The organism is Priestia sp. JV24, assembly GCF_025910025.1.
Lineage (GTDB): Bacteria > Bacillota > Bacilli > Bacillales > Bacillaceae_H > Priestia > Priestia megaterium.
In genome coordinates, this window is sequence record NZ_JAPCIN010000015.1 from 209,199 (window position 1) to 229,501 (window position 20,303).

A 20,303-nucleotide genomic window follows, 5' to 3' on the forward strand; every position below is an offset into this window, starting at 1 on the left:
GGAGTGATAACATTGCCGGTTATACAGGGCCCCTCGTCGTATAAGCTTACCGGTCACCTGCAAAAGTTTAGAGAGAACCCCCTGGGTTTTTTGGAAAACTTGACTCAGTATGGAGAAATTGCAACATTTAGAGTTGCGCACAAACGCTTTTATGTAACGAGAGACCCTCAACTTATTAAAGATGTAGTCATTACAAACAGCAAGGCGTTTCAAAAAATTAAACTAACGCATATGTTTAAAACGCTGCTAGGCGAAGAAATGTTATGGACAGATGAAGCATTATATATGAGCCCCATTCAACCCTCACAACTAAAACAACATCTAACTTTTAATAAGGAAGCAATCGCAAAAATAATTGAAAAGCATACGGAAACGTGGGAAGAAGGGCAGCTTCGAACAATAGTAAAAGACATAAGACAGATAGTCATAGCTGTACTCCTTCAACTTGTATTTGGCATTTCGATTGAGGAGAAAGATAAAATTCACTATGTTCAAGCGCTTATGAGAAAAAAAGAAAAGTTAGGCAAAATTTATATTCGTCTACCTTTGCACCAGCCTGACTCAGATGAGCAGCTAGAACAACTCCTTTTTGAACGCGTTCAAATGCGTGTTCAAAACAAAACCGCAGGAAATGATTTACTGCAGTATATATTGAATTCTTACGGAGAAGACAGCGATGAAAGAGAAATATACGAACAGCTAAATTCTATATTCCTTTCGATGTATGAAATGATTACGCACGTATGCAGCTGGTCTATTCATTTACTATCTCAAAATACTAGGGAGCACCTTCAGCTGCATAAAGAAATTCAAGCCTATGCTAGCGGCGAATCACTTTCAACCAAAAATCTAACCTATATGCGCAAAATAATTGCTGAAAGCATGAGGTTGTATCCGCCTCTTTGGCTATTTGGGCGTCAAGCACGTGAAGATATACAAATAGATGGCTACAGTATTAAAAAAGGGGAGATTATGTTAATTAGCCCTTATATGATGCATCGCCATGAAGATTATTTTTTAGAGCCAAGTGAATTTTTACCTGACCGTTTTGAAAAAGGAGGGTCCATTGATGTCCCAAGCTATATGTATATGCCACTTGGGATTGAGCATCAAGCGGAAAGGGGCATGGACTATATCACTGAAATAGTCACCATTTTTCTGTCAGAAATGACAAAGCGCTTTTTATTTCAGCTGACTAAGCCCGAATCTATTGCTCCGATGGCGGGCGTAATGCTGAATATGAAAGAAGAACTGAAGGTGAATGTTCACAAAGTTCACGCGCAGTCTTGAATGAACGGGAATACTTTTCCTCTTTATATCAGGCTGTCAATTTATTGACACATCCTGCATTGAGATTTATCATAGGGTAATATTTGATAGAGATTACTGAAGGATTTTTAGAGGGGACTATGGATAAAACAATTAAACAGTTGGTGTCGCTAGTTGAAACATCATTACTAACGCAAGTTACGATTCAAAGTGAAAGTGACTATGATCCAGTTGAAGTTACGAACAAAACAAAAGAGTGGGTACTTATTGGTAAAGGAAACTATGCCGGTGTGTTTATGCACGAAAATTATCCTGAATTTGTCGTGAAAGTATACGGAAGAGAAATTTATGGTGTAAAGAAAGAAGCGCAAGTGTATAGAAAGCTGGGCGTTCACCCAGCTTATTCTCAACTTTTTCATGAGGGAAAGACGTACTTGATTTTAAAAAGACTTACAGGCGTTACCTTGTATGATGCCGTCCAGCGGGGAATAAAGATTCCAGAACAAGTCATAAAAGATGTGAACGCAGCTTTGGACTATGCAACAAGCCAGGGTTTAAACCCGTATGATGTGCATGGTAAAAATGTCATGATGAAAGACGGAAGAGGGTATGTGGTGGATATCTCTGACTTTTATAAAGAAGGTTTTGATAAAAAATGGACAGACCTTGTAAAAGCTTATTACACCTTTTATCCGTTTATTGATAAGTACCATATCCGCTTGCCGTACCCGCTGTTAAACGTTATTAGAAAAGCATATCGTCTATATCGTAGAATCAAATCAAAAAGGAGTTTCCGCTAAAGGGAACTCCTTTTTAAGATGAAATACAGCGCAATACATGCTGCTGCTCAAAAGTTGGTTTTAATTTGAATAGAATGGTTTGTAGTATTTCAGATTGATAGACAAATTTTAGCGTATGTTTAAGGGAAAGAGGATGTAAGAAAGAACGTATTCTTTTTTCAGCATAACGTATCACCTGTTCTTCATAAAATAAAGTACGTGCGGAGATTTTAGCGTGAATGTCTTTTGTTAGTTCGATTGTAAACTGGATAATCAATAAATCAGTGTCTTTACAGTATTTTTCTAGTAGCATGATATCACCTCCATTTTGTCAACTCGTTTACACAATCTTAATATAAAATTTACAAATGTCAATAAGACACGGAAAAATAAATGGTAAGACTGTTCTTTTTATATGTTGAATAAACAAGAACGTGACAGAGGTGAATAAAGTTGAACATTAACGTCGGATTTGCCATTTTAGCTGATATTGATAATAAGATGACGGCTGCTATTTATGTGGAAAATCAAATTGTAGCGATTATAGCTGGACCTTCAGATATTCTGTATGAAAAGTTGAAAAAAGTGTTTTTATAATAGAGAAAAGCTGTAATTGTAAATATGATTCATAAAAGGCTTAAAAATTCTATGAAATAGTCGAAATAAAAGATGAGGATAAAATACACAAAAAGAAAGAACAGGAAGTTAAGGATAGGAGAATTACATATGGATAAAACATCTTTTATTGGACTGATTTTAGGAATAGCCTCTCTTATTGTAGGTATGTTTTTCAAAGGGGTTAATCCATCTGTGTTAGGAAATCCGGCTGCTATTTTAATTATTATTGTCGGAACCGTCGGAGCAGTAGTGATTGCATTTCCTTCAAATGAAATCAAAAGAGTCCCAAAATTGTTTGGTGTCCTGTTTAAAGAACAAAAAATGCTGCAGCCCGTTGATTTAGTATCCATGTTTTCTGAATGGGGACAAGTTGTTCGAAAAGAAGGGTTACTATCACTTGAAGCCCAAATTATTGATGTAGATGACCCTTTCTTAAAAAATGGTTTGAATTTAGCTATTGATGGTCAAAGTGCGGATTATATACGAGACGTGTTGTCTGAAGAAATTGATGCTATGGAAGAAAGACATCAAACGGGTGCAAGTATTTTCGCTTTAGCAGGTACATATGCTCCAACTCTGGGTGTACTTGGAGCTGTTATAGGGTTAATTGCTGCGCTTGGGAACATGGAAGATACAGATACGCTAGGACATGCGATCAGCGCGGCGTTTGTTGCTACGCTTCTTGGTATTTTTACTGGGTATGTACTATGGCATCCGTTTGCAAATAAACTAAAGCGTAAATCGAAACATGAAGTAAAGGTAAAGTATATGATGATCGAAGGAGTGCTTTCACTCCTAGAAGGAGAAACACCAAAAGTAATTGAGCAAAAGCTGGCTTCTTATTTGCCAACAGCGGAACGTAAAAAGCTTCTTCAAGAAAGTGAAGTGGGCATAAATGAGTAGACGCAGAAAACGAAAGCATGAAGAGGACCATGTTGACGAAAGCTGGCTGCTTCCTTACTCAGATTTGCTTACACTTTTACTTGCTTTATTCATTGTATTGTTTGCAATGAGCTCAGTGGATGCGCAGAAATTTAAGAACCTTTCTCGCGCATTTAATGAAGCGTTCGTTGGAGGAACGGGCGTGATGGAATTTCAATCTCTGCAGGAATCTGAAGAAGCGGTTCAGCCTTCAAATACCCCTGCAGCTAAAAGTACGGAAAAAACAAATGAAGTGGAGACAGCCCCTAATCAGTCTCCTGCTTCTTCACAATCGTTAACGAGCGAACAAAAGGAGCAAACCATTCGAGAAGCTGATCAAGAAGAGCTTCAGCAAATTCAATCTAAAATTAATGCGTATATTCAAAAGAAAAACTTAACAAATCAATTACAGACTTCGTTAACCGAGGAAGGTCTCTTAATTTCCATTCGAGACAATGTATTGTTTGATTCAGGAAGAGCACAAGTTCGGAGTGAAGATACAAAAATCGCAAATGATATTTCAGAGCTTTTGGTGATTGATCCTCCTCGTAATATTATTATTAGCGGTCACACGGATAACGTACCTATTCGCAACGCTGGTTTTGAATCCAACTGGGAGTTAAGTGTGATGAGAGCAGTTAACTTTATGAAAGTTATCTTAAAAAACGATAAGCTTAATCCAAGCATGTTCAGTGCAAAAGGATTTGGAGAGTTCAAACCGGTAACATCTAACAATACAGCAGAGGGACAAGCGAAAAATAGGAGGGTTGAAATATTGATTACTCCTCGTACAGTTAAACAGCCGTAAAAGTAGGACTGCTTTTACGGCTGTTTTTCTATGTGTTATAAAGCTAAGAGTCTTCTCTTTTCAAAGTTTCCTCGTACTAACTTGAGATCCATTCCATCTAAAATCAAGTCAATGAGAGCGCCTTTAAAGACATCCGCTGTTTTTTTCTTATCATTGGACTGCAAATATTGCACGCGATACCACTTGTCTTCAACTTGAAAGTACATAAAACGTCCGTGCGTAAAATCAATCCAAAACTTTGTAGGTTGTCCATTGAGATTTTTATAAACATATCCCCAGCTTCGTCCTTGGTGAGCGTCCTTCATTTTAGGGCGAGCTGTATTAAATACTTCGTAATATACTTTGTGCTTAATATCATAGAGCATCATGTGACAGTCCTCCTATCTGTAGACGTGCTAGCAGGTAAAGATATATTTGTATACAACAAGTATACTCAGCTGAATGGAATCGTAGACTATTTTTTTGAGACAAGCAGAAAAGCAGTTAAATGAAAAAGACAGTTTAAATTAGCTCAATCATTCCGCTTTTTTTTATACTGTAAGTAAATGCGTTAAATAAGGAGGAAAAAATGAGACGAGTAGGAATAGTAGGTGCTGGAATGACGGGCCTTACAGCAGCGGCTGAATTACAAAAAGAAGGAATAGAGGTCTTTCTTCTTGATAAGGGTAAAAGTGTAGGGGGACGAATGGCTACCCGAAGAGTAGGAGAGGGAAAAGCAGATCACGGAGCTCAATTTTTTACAGTGAGATCCGATGAATTTCAACAAGACGTAAATAAATGGATAGCTGATAGAAAGGTTAAGAAGTGGTTTGGTGACCATCACCCTCGGTATCAAAGTATGAATGGGATGAATGCGCTAGCTAAATATTTAGCTGAAGATCTACGCGTATACGTGAATCGAAAAGTTCAAGCCATTGATTTTCAAAACGGAAGGTATCAGCTGTATACAGAAGAAAATGAGATTTTTGAAGCGACTGATATCATTCTTACAGCTCCATCTCCTCAGGTTGTTGAGGTACTTAATAATAGTAAGCTGCAAACGGACCAATCAATTCTTAATACACTGAAATTTAATCCCAGCTTGGTTGCTATCGTGGAGCTTTACACAGAGATGATGTATGGTGATCATGGTCAAATCACGAATCCTTCTAGCACAATCCAAAGAATCGTTAATCATGAGCAAAAAGGAATATCAAAGACGCCCGTTCTTAGCATATATATGAATAAAGACTGGTCAGAAAAACATTTTGATGAACATGAACATGAGCTGCTGCGGGCGATAAAAAATGAAATAAAAGAATGGATAGGTGCAAATCATATTAAAAGCATTCAGTTAAAGAAATGGCGCTATGCAGAGGTTAAACAAGTTCTTCATCAGCCCTTTGCTAAAATTATGCCGTCGCTACTGGTGGCAGGAGATGCTTTTTTAAGAAGGGAAGACGAAACAAATCACTCACGGTTAGAGAGCGCATATTTGTCAGGGAAATCGGCAGCTGCTGAATTAATGGGAAAGAACATCTAGAAAAAGGAGGGACCAAGAAGTGAAAAATAATTGGATAATGAAACAAACGTGGAAAGATTTACTGTTTATTCATTGGCCTGTAGATCCGGCATTTTTGGCTTCTTTATTGCCTAGTCAGCTAGAGCCTGACACCTATGATGGTCAAGGATGGATTGCACTTGTGCCTTTTACGATGACAGACATTCGATTTAAAGGAACGCCCGCAGTTCCTATCTTTTCACAGCTATATGAGCTGAATGTGCGTACATATGTTACATATAAAGGGGAAAAAGGCGTTTATTTTTTTAGTTTAGACGCAAGCAATCCACTAGGGGTATGGATTGCTCGTCAGTTTTTTCATTTGCCTTATTACCACGCTGCTATGACATTCAACAAAACTCAGAACCATATTTCTTTTCAGTCAGTTCGAACGCATAGAGACTCACAAAAAGAGCGAGTAAAGCTTACATATAGAGGTATTTCTCCGTCCTATCGCAGTAGAGAAGGAGAATTAGCTCATTGGCTTACAGAGCGCTACTGCTTATTTACCACTCATCAAGGAAATGTCTACAGAGGAGACCTTTATCATGATCCTTGGGAGCTGCAAAAAGGGGAGTGTGAAATAAGAGATGATTCTATTACTCAGGCTTTTTTACGTCCGGCGGACAATCGCAATTTAATTGTGCACTATGCCAATCAAGTCACGGCTTATTTTTATCCTTTTAAAAAAGTATAAGTATCAAAACAAAATTAAAAAGTCTTCATACCCTTCTTCTTTAAGCTTCTCTTTTGGAATAAAGCGCAGAGCCGCGGAATTTACTTGATAGTATTCGCTGTTTTCTTCTGTTAAAAGTAGACCCAGATAGTTATTTCCTTCTTTGCTTTTTAGCGCTGTTGAATGCTGCGCCGGCACTCTTTTTATGTTTCCGTATAAGATAGGGCGCTTAAAAATGGGCCAGCCTGTATGAGAAGGAAGCTGATCTGATGTTTTGAACAGTGCTTCTCCCGTTAGAAGGTCAACGTAAATTCCTTGTTTTTTGTTATTCCAATATAAATTCGTAAAAGGAGGTTCGGTTCCGTTTTCCTGCGTAACAAAATATTGCATGGGCGTTAGGACCTTTTTTAGATAGGAGCGGTCCTTTGGCCAATGCTGTGTCAAAAAATCAGTTCGACCCGAGCCTTCTTTGTATAATTTATAGTGAAATGCGTTTTTTCGATAATAATCCTGCTGCTGCTCTTCTGCTTCGTAAAAAGAAGAAAAAGGTAAAATAGATGTGACGATAGGGTTCTTAAAACGTCCGCTTTGGACGAGCTTTCTTTTAGAATCGAGAGCCGCTTCTTTTTGCTTTTCGTTATGGTAAAAAATAATGGCTCGATACGACGGTCCGCGGTCTGAAAACTGTCCGGCGGAATCCGTAGGGTCAATTTGCTGCCAATACAGGTTAAGCAGCTCTTCAAACGTAATGTGAGAAGAATCCCATACAATTTGCACGGCCTCTACGTACTCGTTTTCCTTTTTTACAAGAGCAGAAGCTTCAGAACTGATTTGTTCATCTCTAGCGTAGCCCGAGCGGATACTGAGGATTCCTGTAAGATGATCAAAAGGAGCGACCATGCACCAAAAGCACCCTCCCGCAAACGTTGCATATTCTTTCATGTTACTTTCCTCTTTTCGTTGAATAAAATAAATGAAAATATATTTATATATTAAAATGTATAAACAAACAGAAAGCGCTTTATAACGAGTCTTGTAAGAAAGCATACTCTTATGGTATTATGACCACTGGATAAAAGAAAAATGGCTTATTGTTTATGCGAGTATCCTTATTTTATGTTCTTAAAAAGATGCAGTTTATTGTTTAAGCACTCATAGAAATACATACGTTGGAGCAGTAAGAGGAACAATTAAAAAATAAGGACGTTTTGCTCTTAAACGATACCACATTCCAGAATCTACATACCAGTTTAGGAGGAGCTAGTTTGAACACAACCCGTTTACCATCTATGTGGGAAATAATGATTGTGCTTGCTTTATTTTTAGCTGTTGTTATTTCATTTGCAACTGTTTTTGATTTACCTATTCAGCTCGCTTTATTTATTTCATGGTTTATTGTTATGGCGCTAGGAGTACGACTTGGGTATACGTATAATCACCTGCAAGGGGCCATTACAAGAGGAATATCAAACGGCTTAGAAGCTATTTTAATTTTATTAGCCGTCGGTACGTTAATTGGAACATGGATTGCCGGAGGAGTTGTTCCTTCTCTTATTTATTTTGGATTAGAGTTTATTAATCCAACATTCTTTTTACTTGCTACACTTATCATTTGCTCTATTACCTCGATTTCAACAGGAACATCTTGGGGAACGGTTGGTACAGCCGGAATCGCGATGATGGGAATCGGACAAGGCCTAGGTATGCCGCTTCCTTTAGTAGCTGGAGCCGTGATCTCAGGAGCTTATTTTGGAGACAAGCTTTCTCCTCTTTCTGACAGTACCATTTTATCTGCGTCAATGGCTCGAGTGAATGTTATTGATCACGTAAAAGCAATGTTAGTGTTGGATATTCCTGCTTACCTCATTACGGCAGTATTATTTACGGTAACAGGATTTATGTATGGGGGAAAAGATTTTGATGCTGGACGGGTAGAAGAATTAAAATCTTCGCTGTTGGATACATTCCATATCAGCGGGTGGATGCTGATTCCGGCTTTGGCTGTCATTGTCCTTTTAGCATTAAAGAAACCTTCTCTTCCAGCAATTGCGATTGGTTCATTATTAGGAATTATATGGGCAGTTGTCTTTCAACATATGGATGTGGCTAGCGCATTTAATACAGCTTATGAAGGGTTTAAAATTAATACCGACAACACATTTTTAAGTGAGCTTTTAAATCGTGGCGGAATTTTAAGCATGGTCGGTTCTATTATTGTCATTATTTTTGGACTAGGATTTGGCGGGTTATTAGATGAGCTCGGCGTCTTAGAAGTCCTGCTATCTAAATTTGAAAAAATTCTTGTCAATTCAGGAAACGTTACGGCTTCTACTATTTTCGTTGGGTTATTAGGGAATATATTTGGTTGTGCGATGTATGTTTCATTAATTTTAACACCGAAAATTATGGAGAAAAGTTATGATAAGTTAAGAATACAGCGTCTGGTGCTTGCCCGTAACTCAGAAGTAGGAGGAACCTTAACTTCTGGAATGGTTCCATGGACGGATAACGGTGTATTTCTAGCTACAACGCTTGGAATTTCTACATTCGCTTATCTGCCGTTTATGTGGCTCAGTTTTGTCTCTATTATTTTGGCGATTATTTACGGATATACAGGGAAATTCATTTGGTACGTAAAAGAAGAAAAACAGCGTTCTGCTATAGCAAAATAAAAGAGGCTGGGACAAAAGTATTTTAGTTAAAGAAAAATCCGAACAATGAATTGAGATTCTTAATGAAGAATCAACTTCGTTCGGATTTTTTTTATTGGTATGATAAACGTAAGTTTCATGTATTTCGTTGCTTCTAGCTGTTGATTGAATTGATTTAGTTATGTCTCGAGCTCTTTGATCAAATCATTTCTGGATATTCAATGTTCCAGTGGACATTTTGAAGGTAAAGCTGAACATCCGCCTTTTTTTTCTGCTTCAGAAGTTTCAGAATATAGCGGTGATGTTCATTCATCACATGTAAAATGGCGTATAGCTCTTTATTGTCATTGCTAAAGTACGTTTGTCTGATGAATCCATCTTGTAAAGATATAAGCTGTTTTTTTAAGGTCACATTACCGCATCGGTTCAAATAGACTCGATGAAAATACGTTTGATATTTTTGATAATCCTGATAATTTTCTAATTCAATCGAAACATCGATTTTTTTAATAAGCTCATCCATCTTCGTAAAATCTTCTTCCGTTAAGTGATCAATCGACAGCGCAGCTGCAAGACCATCTAAAGCACCGACGATTTCAAATACTTCTAGTTTTTTTGGTGTGTCAATTTCCTTTACAGTAAACCCTCTGCGCGGTCTGTATTCTAATAGATTGTCTGAAGCCAGTTTAATAAGCGCTTCTCTCACAGGCGTTCGGCTGACATTCAGCTGAGAACAAATACTGGCTTCATTTATTTTGTCGTTAGGCAGCAGTGTACCGTCTTGAATTTGACTTGCTATGTAGTTATATACATGATCTTTTAATGAATGATAAATCATAGGCCCCTTGTTCATTGTTTCCCCCCTAAAATAAATATCGCATCAGCCGTTCTTTCTCTTCATGTCATGGTGATGAAAAAGTATAAAAATAGCGTGAAAGAACGTACAGGTGTAAAAATAATCATATCATATCACTTCATTTAATCTTAGTTAGGATATAAAAAATAGAATTATTGAAATATTTTTTACTATTCATTGTTGTAAAAAATCTGAAAAATGATATAATCGTAAAAAGATTTAAGAAGTGTATATTGTATACAATATACAAAATTCGTACATATCGAAGAAATAGATCCTACTCCTGCAGAGAAGAGACTGTAGAGAATATGTAAATAAACCAAGTTTTTTGATGGGTTTACTATAAAAAAGGAGATACATAATGGGTGAGAATACAACATCTATAAATCAGTTACAAAGAAAAATGAAAAGCCGTCATTTATTTATGATTTCCCTTGGTGGTGTGATCGGTACGGGGTTGTTTCTTAATTCAGGCTATACAATTAGTGCAGCAGGTCCTGGGGGAACGCTCCTTGCTTATTTAATCGGTGGATTAATTATGTATTTAGTCATGATATGTCTAGGGGAACTAAGCGTAGCAATGCCTGTGTCAGGATCATTTCAAGTATACGCTACAAAGTTTATCGGGCCGGGAACTGGTTTTGCGGTTGGCTGGCTCTACTGGCTGACTTGGGTGGTATCTGTCGGTTCGGAGTTTACAGCGTCTGGATTGCTTATGCAAAGATGGTTTCCTGACGTTTCGGTTTGGATATGGAGCGCGCTGTTTGCCCTTTTATTATTTGGTTTAAATGCAACATCTGTACGTTTTTTCGGCGAAACAGAATTTTGGTTTTCAAGTATTAAAGTATTAACGATTATTGTATTTATTATTTTGGGCGCAGCAGCGATGTTTGGATTCATTCCTCTTAGCGGTCATGAAAAAGCGCCGATGCTTTCTCATTTTACAGGGGAGGGCGGTTTATTTCCAAATGGACTTATGCCTGTATTAATTACGATGGTTTCCGTTAGCTTTGCTTTTTCGGGAACAGAATTAATTGGTATTACAGCAGGAGAAACAGAGGATCCGGAAAAGAATATACCTCGCGCAATTAAAAATATCATTTGGCGTACGTTCTTCTTTTTTATTGGCGCCATGTTTGTACTATCTGGATTGATTTCATGGAAACAAGCAGGAGTGTTAGAAAGTCCTTTTGTAACGGTATTCGATCAAATAGGTATTCCTTACGCAGCAGATATTATGAACTTGGTTATTTTAACAGCTTTATTATCAAACGCTAATGCAGGATTATACGCATGTTCGAGAATGCTCTGGTCATTATCCGATCAAAAAATGGTCAGCACTTGGTTAGGGAAAGTAACGTCTAAAGGAGTTCCATTTAATTCGTTACTTATCAGCATGGGAGTGGCATGTCTGTCCTTGCTGTCAAGCGTAGTTGCACCAACAACTGTTTACTTAGTATTAGTTTCTATTTCTGGATTTGCGGTTGTAGCTGTATGGATGGCTATTGCGGCTTCTCACTTTATGTTCAGAAGACGCTATATTAAAGAAGGAAATGATGTATCGAAGCTTGTTTACAAAGCTCCTTTATATCCTATTGTACCTATTTTAGCGTTTGTTTTATGCTTTGCTGCTTGTGTAGGACTGGCTTTTGATGAGAGTCAGCGTATCGCATTATACTGCGGTATCCCATTTGTCCTTTTTTGTTACTTGTTTTATTATTTGAAAAATAAAAAAGGAAACAAAAAAAACGAAAGTCAGCCTATAGCAAAATAAAAAGCAGAAGACCTAGGTCTTCTGCTTTTTTTGCATACAAAAACACCCTATCCATCCGTACTGGTTAAGTGTCCCGCAACAAGCGAAATTGAATTGGATAGGGTGCGTATCTATATAGTAGAGAAAGAGGCGCCATTTGTCAAACTTATTTAGAGGCGCCTTATTTAAAAATAGAAAAAAGAAAAGTTTTCACTGTTTTTTCATTTTCACTATGTATAGTAAGGGATGTAAAGAAAAGATATTCGCAGCAGCACGTTGTACAAATCCATAGAACGTAAAAGAAAGGAGGAAGTCAAATGGCTAAGCGGGATGCGTATTTTGATAACGTGAAATTTATCTTAATTGTACTGGTAGTGTTTGGCCATTTGTTAACTCCCTTCATTAATGATGAACAGTGGTTACGAACACTCTACATATTTATTTATACTTTTCATATGCCAGCATTTATTTTAATAAGCGGCTATTTTGCAAAGGGATACCGAAAAAAAGGATATATGTGGAAGATGGCGAAGAAAGTATTACTTCCTTATATTATTTTTCAACTTATCTATGCGGTATACGACTATAAACTGTATGATGAATCCACATTTGAAGTTTCAGTGTTTCAGCCAGCTTGGTCGCTATGGTTTTTATTGAGTTTATTTTGTTGGAACGCCATGTTGTTCATTTTTACAAAAATCAAATATCCTTTAGCCGTTGCGGCAGTTTTAGGAATTATGATTGGCTTATGTGAACCGCTGGAAACAACGTTAAGCCTTTCTAGAACCTTTGTGTTCTTTCCCTTCTTCTTAGCAGGATTTTATATGAAAAAAGAACATTTTAAAAAGTTGACGTCTGTTTCTTGCAAAAAAGTAGCTGGAGGCACTTTGCTGATTATTGCTCTATGGATCCAGTATATAGCACCGGATTTTGAGAAAGAGTGGTTATTTGGTTCAAAATCTTATGCCTCTTTAGGTGTAAATCAATTAGAGGGAATGACCATTCGTATGCTATTTTATAGCATCAGCTTAGCAATGACGATTTCCTTTCTAGCTTTGATCCCTACACAAACGATGTCCTTTACATCTCGAGGTGCTCAAACCTTTTATGTATATGTGCTACATGGGTTTCTGATTAAATATATCCGCCTATCTTCTTTTGGAGACTGGATAGAAAGTGTACAAGGATACAGTATTCTTCTAATTGGAGCTTGTGGAGTGGCGTGGTTGTTGTCGAGTAAATACGTATCTACTATTGCAAGACCTTTAATTGAGCTTAAACCGTTACCAAGGCGCAAAAGTTTAAGTTTAGGTAAGTAATGAGAAATGGAAAAGGAGTTTAACGATGTCTAAAAACAAAATAATTATGATTATTGCAGCCGTTGTGATTATTGCTGCAGTAGCTATTGGTGCCGTAGCAATGAATAAATCAAAGGTGGTTGCTACCGTTGGTGATGAAAAAATCACAAAAGATCAGCTGTACGATGCTCTTCTTGCTCAAGGAGGATCAAGTGTCCTTGATTCACTGATTGAACAAAAAGTTATTTCAAAAGAAGCAGCTAAACAAAATATTAAAGTAACCGATAAAGAAATTAATGCTGAATTAGAAAACCTTAAAAGTCAGTACGGGGGAGAAGATGCATTAAATCAAGCATTAGCATCTAGCGGTGTAAAATTGTCAGAGCTGAAAAAAGATTTAAAGACGAATATTGAGGCAAAAAAAATGGTCGAGTCGACTATTAATATTAAAGATAGTGAAATGAAATCGTATTTTGATCAAAATAAAGATTCACTAGCTACAGAAGCACAGGTGAAAGCTAGTCATATCTTAGTAGCAGATGAAAAAACAGCGAAAGAAGTAAAGGCAAAGCTTGATAAAGGAGAAGATTTTGCGAAGTTAGCAAAAGAATACTCAACAGATACAGCTTCTAAATCAAATGGCGGAGACCTTGGATATTTCAAAAAAGGTGATATGGTCGAAGCTTTTGCCAACAAAGCATTTTCAATGAAGGTAAATGAAGTAAGTGATCCAGTTAAAACAGAATACGGTTATCACATTATTAAAGTAACAGGCAAAAAAGAAGCGCAAAAAGCAACATATGAAAATAGTAAAGCAAAAATCAAGCAAACGCTGCTTGATCAAAAATACCAAACAGAGTATCCAACATGGTTACAAAAGCTAAAGAAAAAATATGATATTACAAACAAACTTGATTCATAAATAATACCTTAACGAAATGAGGGGATGGATATGAAACAAACAGCGTCTTATAGTAAGTTAGAAAAAATCGTCGAACAATTGAAGCACAGAGGTGTACGAGCTGAGATATGTCGGCGTGTTGTAAAGGTCACAGAAACTGTTAATGGATCAAATCCTTCATATTCAAATCAAATCGTTAGGCATTCATAAAGAGTACAAAAGGCGCGAACTGCTGGACAGCGGTTTGCGCCCGTGCTGAGTATAGCTAAGGGAATTTAAAGTGAAAAGAGATCAGTAGAGGCAGCTTGTTTCTGCTGATTCTTTTTGTATAATAAAGTAAACAAAAGGATGCAGCGAAATGTATCGAAGGAAGGAGTTACGCGGAATGAATGTACTGCTAGCAGAAGATGATTTGCAGCTAGGTGAATTAGTTAGTTATATGCTAAAGAAAAAAGGAGGCTATAACGTCGAATGGGTGACGGAAGGGAATGATGCATATGATTATGCATCTGAAGCGCATTATGATGTGTTAATTCTTGACTGGATGATGCCCAATGGCGACGGAATTGATGTATGTAAACGTCTAAGAAAAGAAGGATACGCCGGAGCTATTCTTATGTTAACAGCAAAAGATGCGGTTCAAGATCGTATACAAGGCTTAGATGCAGGAGCGGATGATTACGTTATTAAGCCATTTGAAATTGACGAGCTGCTTGCAAGGCTTCGTGCTTTGTCTCGTCGTAATTATGCACCGATTTTAGAAGAAGAAGTAGAGATTGCCAGCATGATATTAAAAAGAGCAAGTCAAACCGTACAGTTTGACGAGGAGTTTATTCAATTAAGTCCTCGTGAATTTCAACTCCTAGATTTTTTAGTGAAAAACAAAGGACAGGTTCTTTCTCGAGATATTATTTTAGACCGGGTATGGGGATATGAATCAGATGTTTCCATTAAAACGATTGATGCGACGGTTAAACTTTTGCGAAAAAAACTAGAGAAATTTAACAAACAGGATCTTATTCAAAGCATTCGCGGAGTAGGCTACAAAATTGAAAGCTAAACTCCTTACAAGAGCTAAACAGAAAGTAAAACAAAAAGTAAAGCAAGATTTATTCAGCCAGACGCAAAATCGTTTAACATTCCGATATAGCGCATTACTAATGCTGTTTTTGCTATTATTCGTGTTTATTGTTTATGCATTGGTATATGTGGTTGTATCCAACAGTCAGCAGCAAAACTTAAATAGCATGCTAAAGCAAGAGTCCCGAATTGTCCAAAGCATCTTAATTAAACAAGCGATAAACAGCTCGAATCAACAGTCAAAAGAAGAGTACAAAAACATTGTCGTAGCCGGTGAAGATCAGTTTTTTTATTATGTAATCAGTCCTGAAGGGGACCTTATTATGGGAAACGAAGCGAGCGAGCGGCTTCGCTCTAACTTATTAAATTTAATTGATGGCTGGATCCCTATTGAGAATGAAGTGCGGAAAGAACGAATAAAAGCCCCACGCCCTAGTTTCGAACATATTGAAGGAGTAAAAGGGCAAAACGGGGAAGGCAAAATAGATATTGATTTGATGATGGCGGGTGAACCTATTTTTTATAAAGGTCAATTTTTAGGGATGCTTTATATTGGAAAAGACGTTTCATTTCTTTATCAGCTGTTAAAGTGGCTCCTTATTATTATGTTAAGCCTTACCGTACTGTTTGTAGGAGTAGCCATTTATATCAGCCGCTTAATGTCAAAACGGGCTATGGTTCCAATTGAAACAGCTTTTCAAAAGCAAAAAGAGTTTGTGGCGGATGCATCCCATGAGTTAAGAACGCCGCTTAGCGTTATGCTTTCTTCTATCAACGCTTTAGAAATGCAGGAGGAAGTAACAGAAGATCCTTTTTCTAAAAAATTAATCAATAATATGAAAGCTGAAGTAAAGCGGATGACGAGTCTCGTCAGTGATTTGCTTACGCTTGCACGCTCAGACTCTAATAAAGTAGAAAAAGCAATGATGCCCTTTGATATTACAGATGCGGTGCAAAAGGTAATGGAATCCGTTGAAACCCTAGCGATTTCTAAACATATTGATTTGCAGCTGGATACACCGGAAAAATTAGTGGTAACTGGAGATCAAGAGCGTCTAACTCAGCTGATTTACATTTTGTTAGATAATGCGATTAAATATACGACTCCTCATGGAAATGTCAACATTCAAGTAGTTCAGCATGGAAGTGAATGTATATTAAAAGTACGTGATACGGGCGTTGGGATCCATCCAGATGAAAAGGATCGAATCTTTGACCGCTTTTATCGTGCTGACAAATCGCGATCTCGTCAAATGGGAGGTCATGGGCTAGGCTTAGCAATCGCTAAATGGATCGTAGAAACACATAAAGGGAAAATTGACGTAGAAAGTGAACAAGAAAAAGGAAGTACATTTACAGTAAGGTTGCCAATGTCACAAAAAGTGAAAAAGAGTTAAAAGAGGCTGTGACAAAATTAGCTGAAGGAAGATCCGAACGAGTTTGATTCCTGATGAGGAATCAAACTTGTTTGGTTTTTTTATGTTTAGGGTGAACGTAGATTTCATGTATATAGTTGCTTCTAGCTGTTGATTTGGTTATGTCTCAATCTCTTTTTAGTTAGTGAAAGTGACCAAATGAAAAAGAAAAGTTTAGACAAAATGGCGAATGTAAAAATCAGATAATTCAGTTATATTTACTAGCGTAGTATCTAGTCTATATGTCAGGTTTCTTTACAAGGAGAAAGACTTTTTGAAGGAAACAGTGCATGATAGAACAATAGCAGACTGCTTCGTTTAATAAGAAGATGGAGTAGTTAAATAAAGGGGAGTTTGATAACATGTACGATTTAATTATTCGGGATGGTTCGGTCGTATTAGAAGACGACATAGTAAAGGCGGATATAGGGATTAAAAAAGGAAAGATTGTAGAAATAGCGCAAGGTGTTAGCATACCAGCAAAAAAATACGTAAATGCTAAAGGCAAATATGTTCTGCCTGGAATGATTGATATTCACGTGCATTTTGATGAACCGAGCCGAGACCATTGGGAAGGGTTTGATTACGGTTCAGCATCTATGGCCGCAGGAGGCTGCACTACATATTTTGATATGCCTTTAAACGGCGTTCCTCCTACCGTAACAGAAGCAGCGCTGTGGGAAAAGAAAAAGCTGGCTGATCAAAAGTCAGTAGTAGATTATGGTCTATGGGGAGGGTTGGTTCCTGGTAATAAAGAAGAATTAGCCAAAATGGCTCATTCGGGTGTAATAGGTTTTAAAGCATTTATGTCAGAAGCCGGTTCTGAATTTGATTTCTCAGATGACCTCACATTATACGAAGGAATGAAAAAGATTGCAAAACTAAATAAAGTGCTTGCCCTGCATGCTGAAAGAAATGACTTAATACAAAAGCTTGAACAGGCTAAACAGAAGCAAAAGCAAACTGCTATTAAAGATTATTTAGAAACGCGACCGGTTGTAGCAGAAGTAAACGCAGTAAAGCAAGCGCTTGAGTACGGTGAAGAAACGGGATGTCCGCTTCATTTCGTACACATTAGCAGCTATGAAGCAGTGCAGCTTATTACGGAAGCAAAGAAGAATGGAAGGAACGTTACGCTGGAAACTTGTCCGCATTATTTACTTTTTACAGAGGAAGACTTTGAAGAAATTGGGGTAACGGCTAAGTGTGCACCTCCTCTTCGCAGCAGGAGTCAAAAAGAAAAATTATGGGCTTGTATTCAATCAGAGGAAATAGATATGATTTCTTCGGATCATTCTCCTTGTCCAATTGAGTTGAAAACAGCTCATCAGAATGATTTATTTAAAGTTTGGGGTGGAATATCAGGCGGTCAGTACTCTTTGCAAGCAATGATTAGTGAGGGAGCCATCACTAGAGGGATTTCTCTTTCTCACATTTCAAAGCTTGTATCAACGAATCCAGCTAAACGATTCGGTTTATACCCTAAAAAAGGAAGCATCCTGCTGGGATCCGATGCGGATTTGGTTATCGTTGATCTGGATCAAACTGAAAAAGTGACAAAAGAAGGAATGGTTTTCAAACATAAGCACAGTATATATGAAGGAACGGTATTTAATAGCGTTATTTTAACTACCATTAATAGAGGAACGATTGTATACAATAAAGAAGAAGGTGTGTTTCCTCTTCACAAAGGACAAATGGTAAACGGTGAATACGTAAAATTGTAGGTACGGTGAAAAAAGAGATAAAAAAATGAGGATGACTTATATTAAAGGTAATACATAGGGGGAAAATAAGTATCTACTATAACAAAACAGATATTTTTAAAGAGGTTTTTATTATTCTGAAAAAGTATATTTTCGATTGAGGGAAGCATAATGAAAAAATAATAAAGTTTCTTTTTTAATATAGAGAAAAATTTCCAAAAAGAAAAATATTATCTGGTTGTATGAAAAGTAGATAATCAGATGCTTTGTAATCAAGGGTTTTGTATAAAAAAAATTTCAAAAAGATATTTCAAGAAAAGAAATCTTGATTTAAAGCTTTTTATAGGTACAATTTTATAATGAAAAACCGTATTTTATGCACTCATTGTAAAATTCTGATATTGACAGAATCATTTTATAAGAATAAAATTTTCTTGTTTCTATTTTTTTATATCATCATAATTTTTTGACAGTTTTGTCTATGGTGGTTTACGGTTGAAAGAGAGGTTAAGGAATATGTCGGTAGAGAGAGAAAAAGTGTATGAAACAGTTCCTCAAAAAGGATTCTTCGGACATCCTAAAGGGTTATTTACCTTGTTCTTTACAGAATTCTGGGAGCGTTTTTCATACTATGGAATGCGTGCGCTACTTGTATTGTACATGTACGATACAATTGCAAACGGTGGATTAGGAATGGAACAAGGAACCGCTTTAGCGATCTTTTCTATTTATGGTTCCCTTGTTTATATGTCTGGAATTATTGGTGGTTGGATTGCAGACCGCATTTTAGGTACGTCTAATACGGTGTTTTACGGTGGTATATTTATTATGTTGGGACATTTAGTCCTTGCGTTGCCAGCAGGTGTAACCGCGCTGTTTATTTCAATGTTCTTAATTATCATCGGAACAGGTTTATTAAAACCAAACGTTTCAAGCGTTGTGGGCGATATGTATAGCCCTACTGATAACCGTCGAGATGCTGGATTTAGTATCTTCTATATGGGTGTAAATGCTGGAGCATTTATCGCGCCGCTAGTTGTTTCAACAGTAGGTGAAAAGTATAACTACCACTTAGGTTTTGGAATCGCGGCAGTAGGAATGCTTTTAGGTCTAATCGTATTTATGGCTACACGAGGCAAAAACCTAGGTCGTGCAGGCAGACAAGTTCCAAACCCTTTAAAACCAGAAGAACGCAAAAAAGTTTTTGGTACCATTGCACTTGCTGTAGTTGTACTGGCAATCTTTATTGTACTGACTTCTTTAGCGGGCATTTTAACTGTTGAAGGCGTTATTTTATTTGTAAGTATTTTAGCGATTGTTATTCCTATTATTTACTTTGTTGTTATGTATAAGAGCCCCAAGACAACAGCTGATGAGCGTTCACGCGTATTAGCGTACATTCCTCTTTTTATCTCTGGAGTAATGTTCTGGGCGATTCAAGAGCAGGGATCAACAATTTTAGCAACATATGCAAAAGATCATACGCAGCTAACGTATGGTGGTTTTAAAATTCCAGTTGGCTGGTTCCAATCGTTAAATCCGCTATTCATTATTATATTTGCGCCAGTTTTTGCAGCGGTTTGGGTAAAATTAGGAAACAGACAGCCTTCTACACCAAAGAAGTTTTCGTTAGGACTTTTATTTGCAGGGCTTTCTTTCCTTGTCATGGTTATCCCAGCTAGCATTCATGGAAATGAAACGTTAGCGAGCCCCCTATGGCTAGTGCTAAGCTTCTTCTTAGTTGTAGTTGGAGAGCTTTGTTTATCACCAGTAGGGCTATCAACTACAACAAAACTAGCACCTGCAGCGTTTTCTGCTCAGACGATGAGTTTATGGTTCCTAACAAGCGCAGCGGCGCAGGCAATCAATGCTCAGCTTGTTCAATACTATGAAAACATTTCGCAAGTTGTTTATTTTGCTGCATTGGGCGGAGTGTCGGTCATTTTAGGTGTAATTGTGCTAATGATTTCGCCAAAAATTCAGCGTTTAATGAAAGGTGTTCAATAAGAAAAACCGTCCTTAAGGACGGTTT

19 protein-coding genes are annotated in these 20,303 nt (G+C 37.3%); 15 read left to right on the plus strand and 4 right to left on the minus strand.

Translation table 11 applies throughout. The annotated features are described in order from the left end of the window. The first annotated feature begins 3 nt into the window (after positions 1-3). Both OK414_RS10390 and OK414_RS10395 read left to right on the plus strand, forming a co-directional pair. Positions 4-1,290, plus strand: coding sequence for a cytochrome P450 (locus OK414_RS10390; protein WP_080743223.1), 1,287 nt, complete (start codon positions 4-6; stop codon positions 1,288-1,290). Between the two features lie 119 nt (positions 1,291-1,409). Continuing rightward, positions 1,410-2,069: a serine/threonine protein kinase gene (locus OK414_RS10395; RefSeq protein WP_016763860.1), complete on the plus strand. Its 660-nt coding sequence runs from the start codon at positions 1,410-1,412 to the stop codon at positions 2,067-2,069. 13 nt (positions 2,070-2,082) lie between these two features. Here OK414_RS10395 and OK414_RS10400 read toward each other — a convergent pair whose 3' ends face one another. Beyond that, positions 2,083-2,361, minus strand: coding sequence for a hypothetical protein (locus tag OK414_RS10400; RefSeq protein ID WP_013082883.1), 279 nt, complete (start codon positions 2,359-2,361; stop codon positions 2,083-2,085). Between the two features lie 140 nt (positions 2,362-2,501). On the opposite strand from OK414_RS10400, the gene OK414_RS10405 reads away from it, so the two are divergent. The 3 genes from OK414_RS10405 (at position 2,502) to motB (ending at position 4,395) form a co-directional block, all read left to right on the plus strand. After that, the gene (locus tag OK414_RS10405) at positions 2,502-2,645 is read left to right on the plus strand and encodes a hypothetical protein (protein ID WP_014460421.1); all 144 of its coding nucleotides are present in this window, start codon (positions 2,502-2,504) and stop codon (positions 2,643-2,645) included. 129 nt (positions 2,646-2,774) lie between these two features. Continuing rightward, on the plus strand, positions 2,775-3,569 hold the full coding sequence (gene motA / locus OK414_RS10410) for a flagellar motor stator protein MotA (protein ID WP_013056745.1): 795 nt from the start codon (positions 2,775-2,777) through the stop codon (positions 3,567-3,569). Continuing rightward, the gene (motB, locus tag OK414_RS10415) at positions 3,562-4,395 is read left to right on the plus strand and encodes a flagellar motor protein MotB (protein ID WP_205662782.1); all 834 of its coding nucleotides are present in this window, start codon (positions 3,562-3,564) and stop codon (positions 4,393-4,395) included. The genes motA and motB overlap by 8 nt, the downstream gene beginning before the upstream one ends. 35 nt (positions 4,396-4,430) lie before the next feature. Here motB and OK414_RS10420 read toward each other — a convergent pair whose 3' ends face one another. Continuing rightward, on the minus strand, positions 4,431-4,763 hold the full coding sequence (locus OK414_RS10420) for a hypothetical protein (protein ID WP_013056747.1): 333 nt from the start codon (positions 4,761-4,763) through the stop codon (positions 4,431-4,433). 200 nt (positions 4,764-4,963) lie between these two features. Between OK414_RS10420 and OK414_RS10425 the strand changes: the two genes are divergently transcribed. Continuing rightward, a complete protein-coding gene (locus OK414_RS10425; protein WP_263045578.1) occupies positions 4,964-5,917 on the plus strand; it encodes an NAD(P)/FAD-dependent oxidoreductase in 954 nt (317 codons plus the stop codon). Between the two features lie 19 nt (positions 5,918-5,936). Beyond that, the gene (locus OK414_RS10430; protein WP_016763865.1) at positions 5,937-6,632 is read left to right on the plus strand and encodes a YqjF family protein; all 696 of its coding nucleotides are present in this window, start codon (positions 5,937-5,939) and stop codon (positions 6,630-6,632) included. A 3-nt stretch (positions 6,633-6,635) separates the two neighbouring features. Here OK414_RS10430 and msrA read toward each other — a convergent pair whose 3' ends face one another. Continuing rightward, complete coding sequence (gene msrA, locus OK414_RS10435; protein WP_016763866.1) at positions 6,636-7,553, minus strand: peptide-methionine (S)-S-oxide reductase MsrA; 918 nt, start codon at positions 7,551-7,553, stop codon at positions 6,636-6,638. Between the two features lie 323 nt (positions 7,554-7,876). On the opposite strand from msrA, the gene nhaC reads away from it, so the two are divergent. Further along, a complete protein-coding gene (nhaC, locus tag OK414_RS10440) occupies positions 7,877-9,283 on the plus strand; it encodes a Na+/H+ antiporter NhaC (protein WP_016763867.1) in 1,407 nt (468 codons plus the stop codon). Positions 9,284-9,461: 178 nt separating this feature from the next. Here nhaC and OK414_RS10445 read toward each other — a convergent pair whose 3' ends face one another. Continuing rightward, complete coding sequence (locus OK414_RS10445) at positions 9,462-10,115, minus strand: GntR family transcriptional regulator (protein ID WP_205662785.1); 654 nt, start codon at positions 10,113-10,115, stop codon at positions 9,462-9,464. Positions 10,116-10,479: 364 nt separating this feature from the next. Between OK414_RS10445 and OK414_RS10450 the strand changes: the two genes are divergently transcribed. The 7 genes from OK414_RS10450 (at position 10,480) to OK414_RS10480 (ending at position 20,278) form a co-directional block, all read left to right on the plus strand. Next, the gene (locus OK414_RS10450; protein ID WP_205662786.1) at positions 10,480-11,892 is read left to right on the plus strand and encodes an amino acid permease; all 1,413 of its coding nucleotides are present in this window, start codon (positions 10,480-10,482) and stop codon (positions 11,890-11,892) included. Positions 11,893-12,188: 296 nt separating this feature from the next. Beyond that, positions 12,189-13,190: an acyltransferase family protein gene (locus OK414_RS10455; RefSeq protein ID WP_251530803.1), complete on the plus strand. Its 1,002-nt coding sequence runs from the start codon at positions 12,189-12,191 to the stop codon at positions 13,188-13,190. A gap of 25 nt (positions 13,191-13,215) precedes the next feature. Then, a complete protein-coding gene (locus OK414_RS10460; protein WP_128820786.1) occupies positions 13,216-14,091 on the plus strand; it encodes a peptidylprolyl isomerase in 876 nt (291 codons plus the stop codon). Positions 14,092-14,455: 364 nt separating this feature from the next. Beyond that, positions 14,456-15,130, plus strand: coding sequence for a response regulator transcription factor (locus tag OK414_RS10465; protein WP_013056756.1), 675 nt, complete (start codon positions 14,456-14,458; stop codon positions 15,128-15,130). Continuing rightward, positions 15,120-16,547, plus strand: coding sequence for a sensor histidine kinase (locus tag OK414_RS10470; RefSeq protein WP_025752077.1), 1,428 nt, complete (start codon positions 15,120-15,122; stop codon positions 16,545-16,547). The genes OK414_RS10465 and OK414_RS10470 overlap by 11 nt, the downstream gene beginning before the upstream one ends. A 380-nt stretch (positions 16,548-16,927) precedes the next feature. Next, on the plus strand, positions 16,928-18,292 hold the full coding sequence (locus tag OK414_RS10475; RefSeq protein ID WP_216875087.1) for an allantoinase: 1,365 nt from the start codon (positions 16,928-16,930) through the stop codon (positions 18,290-18,292). 495 nt (positions 18,293-18,787) lie between these two features. Next, positions 18,788-20,278 carry a peptide MFS transporter gene (locus OK414_RS10480; protein ID WP_016763874.1) on the plus strand — a complete coding sequence of 497 codons (1,491 nt, stop codon included), beginning with the start codon at positions 18,788-18,790 and terminating at the stop codon, positions 20,276-20,278. The last annotated feature ends 25 nt before the right edge of the window (positions 20,279-20,303 follow it).

Bases quoted from the DNA above. Each gene is read 5' to 3' on its own strand.
- OK414_RS10395 (WP_016763860.1), top strand. From the start codon at position 1,410: ATGGATAAAACAATTAAACAGTTGGTGTCGCTAGTTGAAACATCATTA.
- OK414_RS10400 (WP_013082883.1), bottom strand. From the start codon at position 2,361: ATGCTACTAGAAAAATACTGTAAAGACACTGATTTATTGATTATCCAG.
- motA (WP_013056745.1), top strand. From the start codon at position 2,775: ATGGATAAAACATCTTTTATTGGACTGATTTTAGGAATAGCCTCTCTT.
- motB (WP_205662782.1), top strand. From the start codon at position 3,562: ATGAGTAGACGCAGAAAACGAAAGCATGAAGAGGACCATGTTGACGAA.
- OK414_RS10420 (WP_013056747.1), bottom strand. From the start codon at position 4,763: ATGATGCTCTATGATATTAAGCACAAAGTATATTACGAAGTATTTAAT.
- OK414_RS10425 (WP_263045578.1), top strand. From the start codon at position 4,964: ATGAGACGAGTAGGAATAGTAGGTGCTGGAATGACGGGCCTTACAGCA.
- msrA (WP_016763866.1), bottom strand. From the start codon at position 7,553: ATGAAAGAATATGCAACGTTTGCGGGAGGGTGCTTTTGGTGCATGGTC.
- OK414_RS10445 (WP_205662785.1), bottom strand. From the start codon at position 10,115: ATGAACAAGGGGCCTATGATTTATCATTCATTAAAAGATCATGTATAT.
- OK414_RS10450 (WP_205662786.1), top strand. From the start codon at position 10,480: ATGGGTGAGAATACAACATCTATAAATCAGTTACAAAGAAAAATGAAA.
- OK414_RS10455 (WP_251530803.1), top strand. From the start codon at position 12,189: ATGGCTAAGCGGGATGCGTATTTTGATAACGTGAAATTTATCTTAATT.
- OK414_RS10460 (WP_128820786.1), top strand. From the start codon at position 13,216: ATGTCTAAAAACAAAATAATTATGATTATTGCAGCCGTTGTGATTATT.
- OK414_RS10465 (WP_013056756.1), top strand. From the start codon at position 14,456: ATGAATGTACTGCTAGCAGAAGATGATTTGCAGCTAGGTGAATTAGTT.
- OK414_RS10475 (WP_216875087.1), top strand. From the start codon at position 16,928: ATGTACGATTTAATTATTCGGGATGGTTCGGTCGTATTAGAAGACGAC.
- OK414_RS10480 (WP_016763874.1), top strand. From the start codon at position 18,788: ATGTCGGTAGAGAGAGAAAAAGTGTATGAAACAGTTCCTCAAAAAGGA.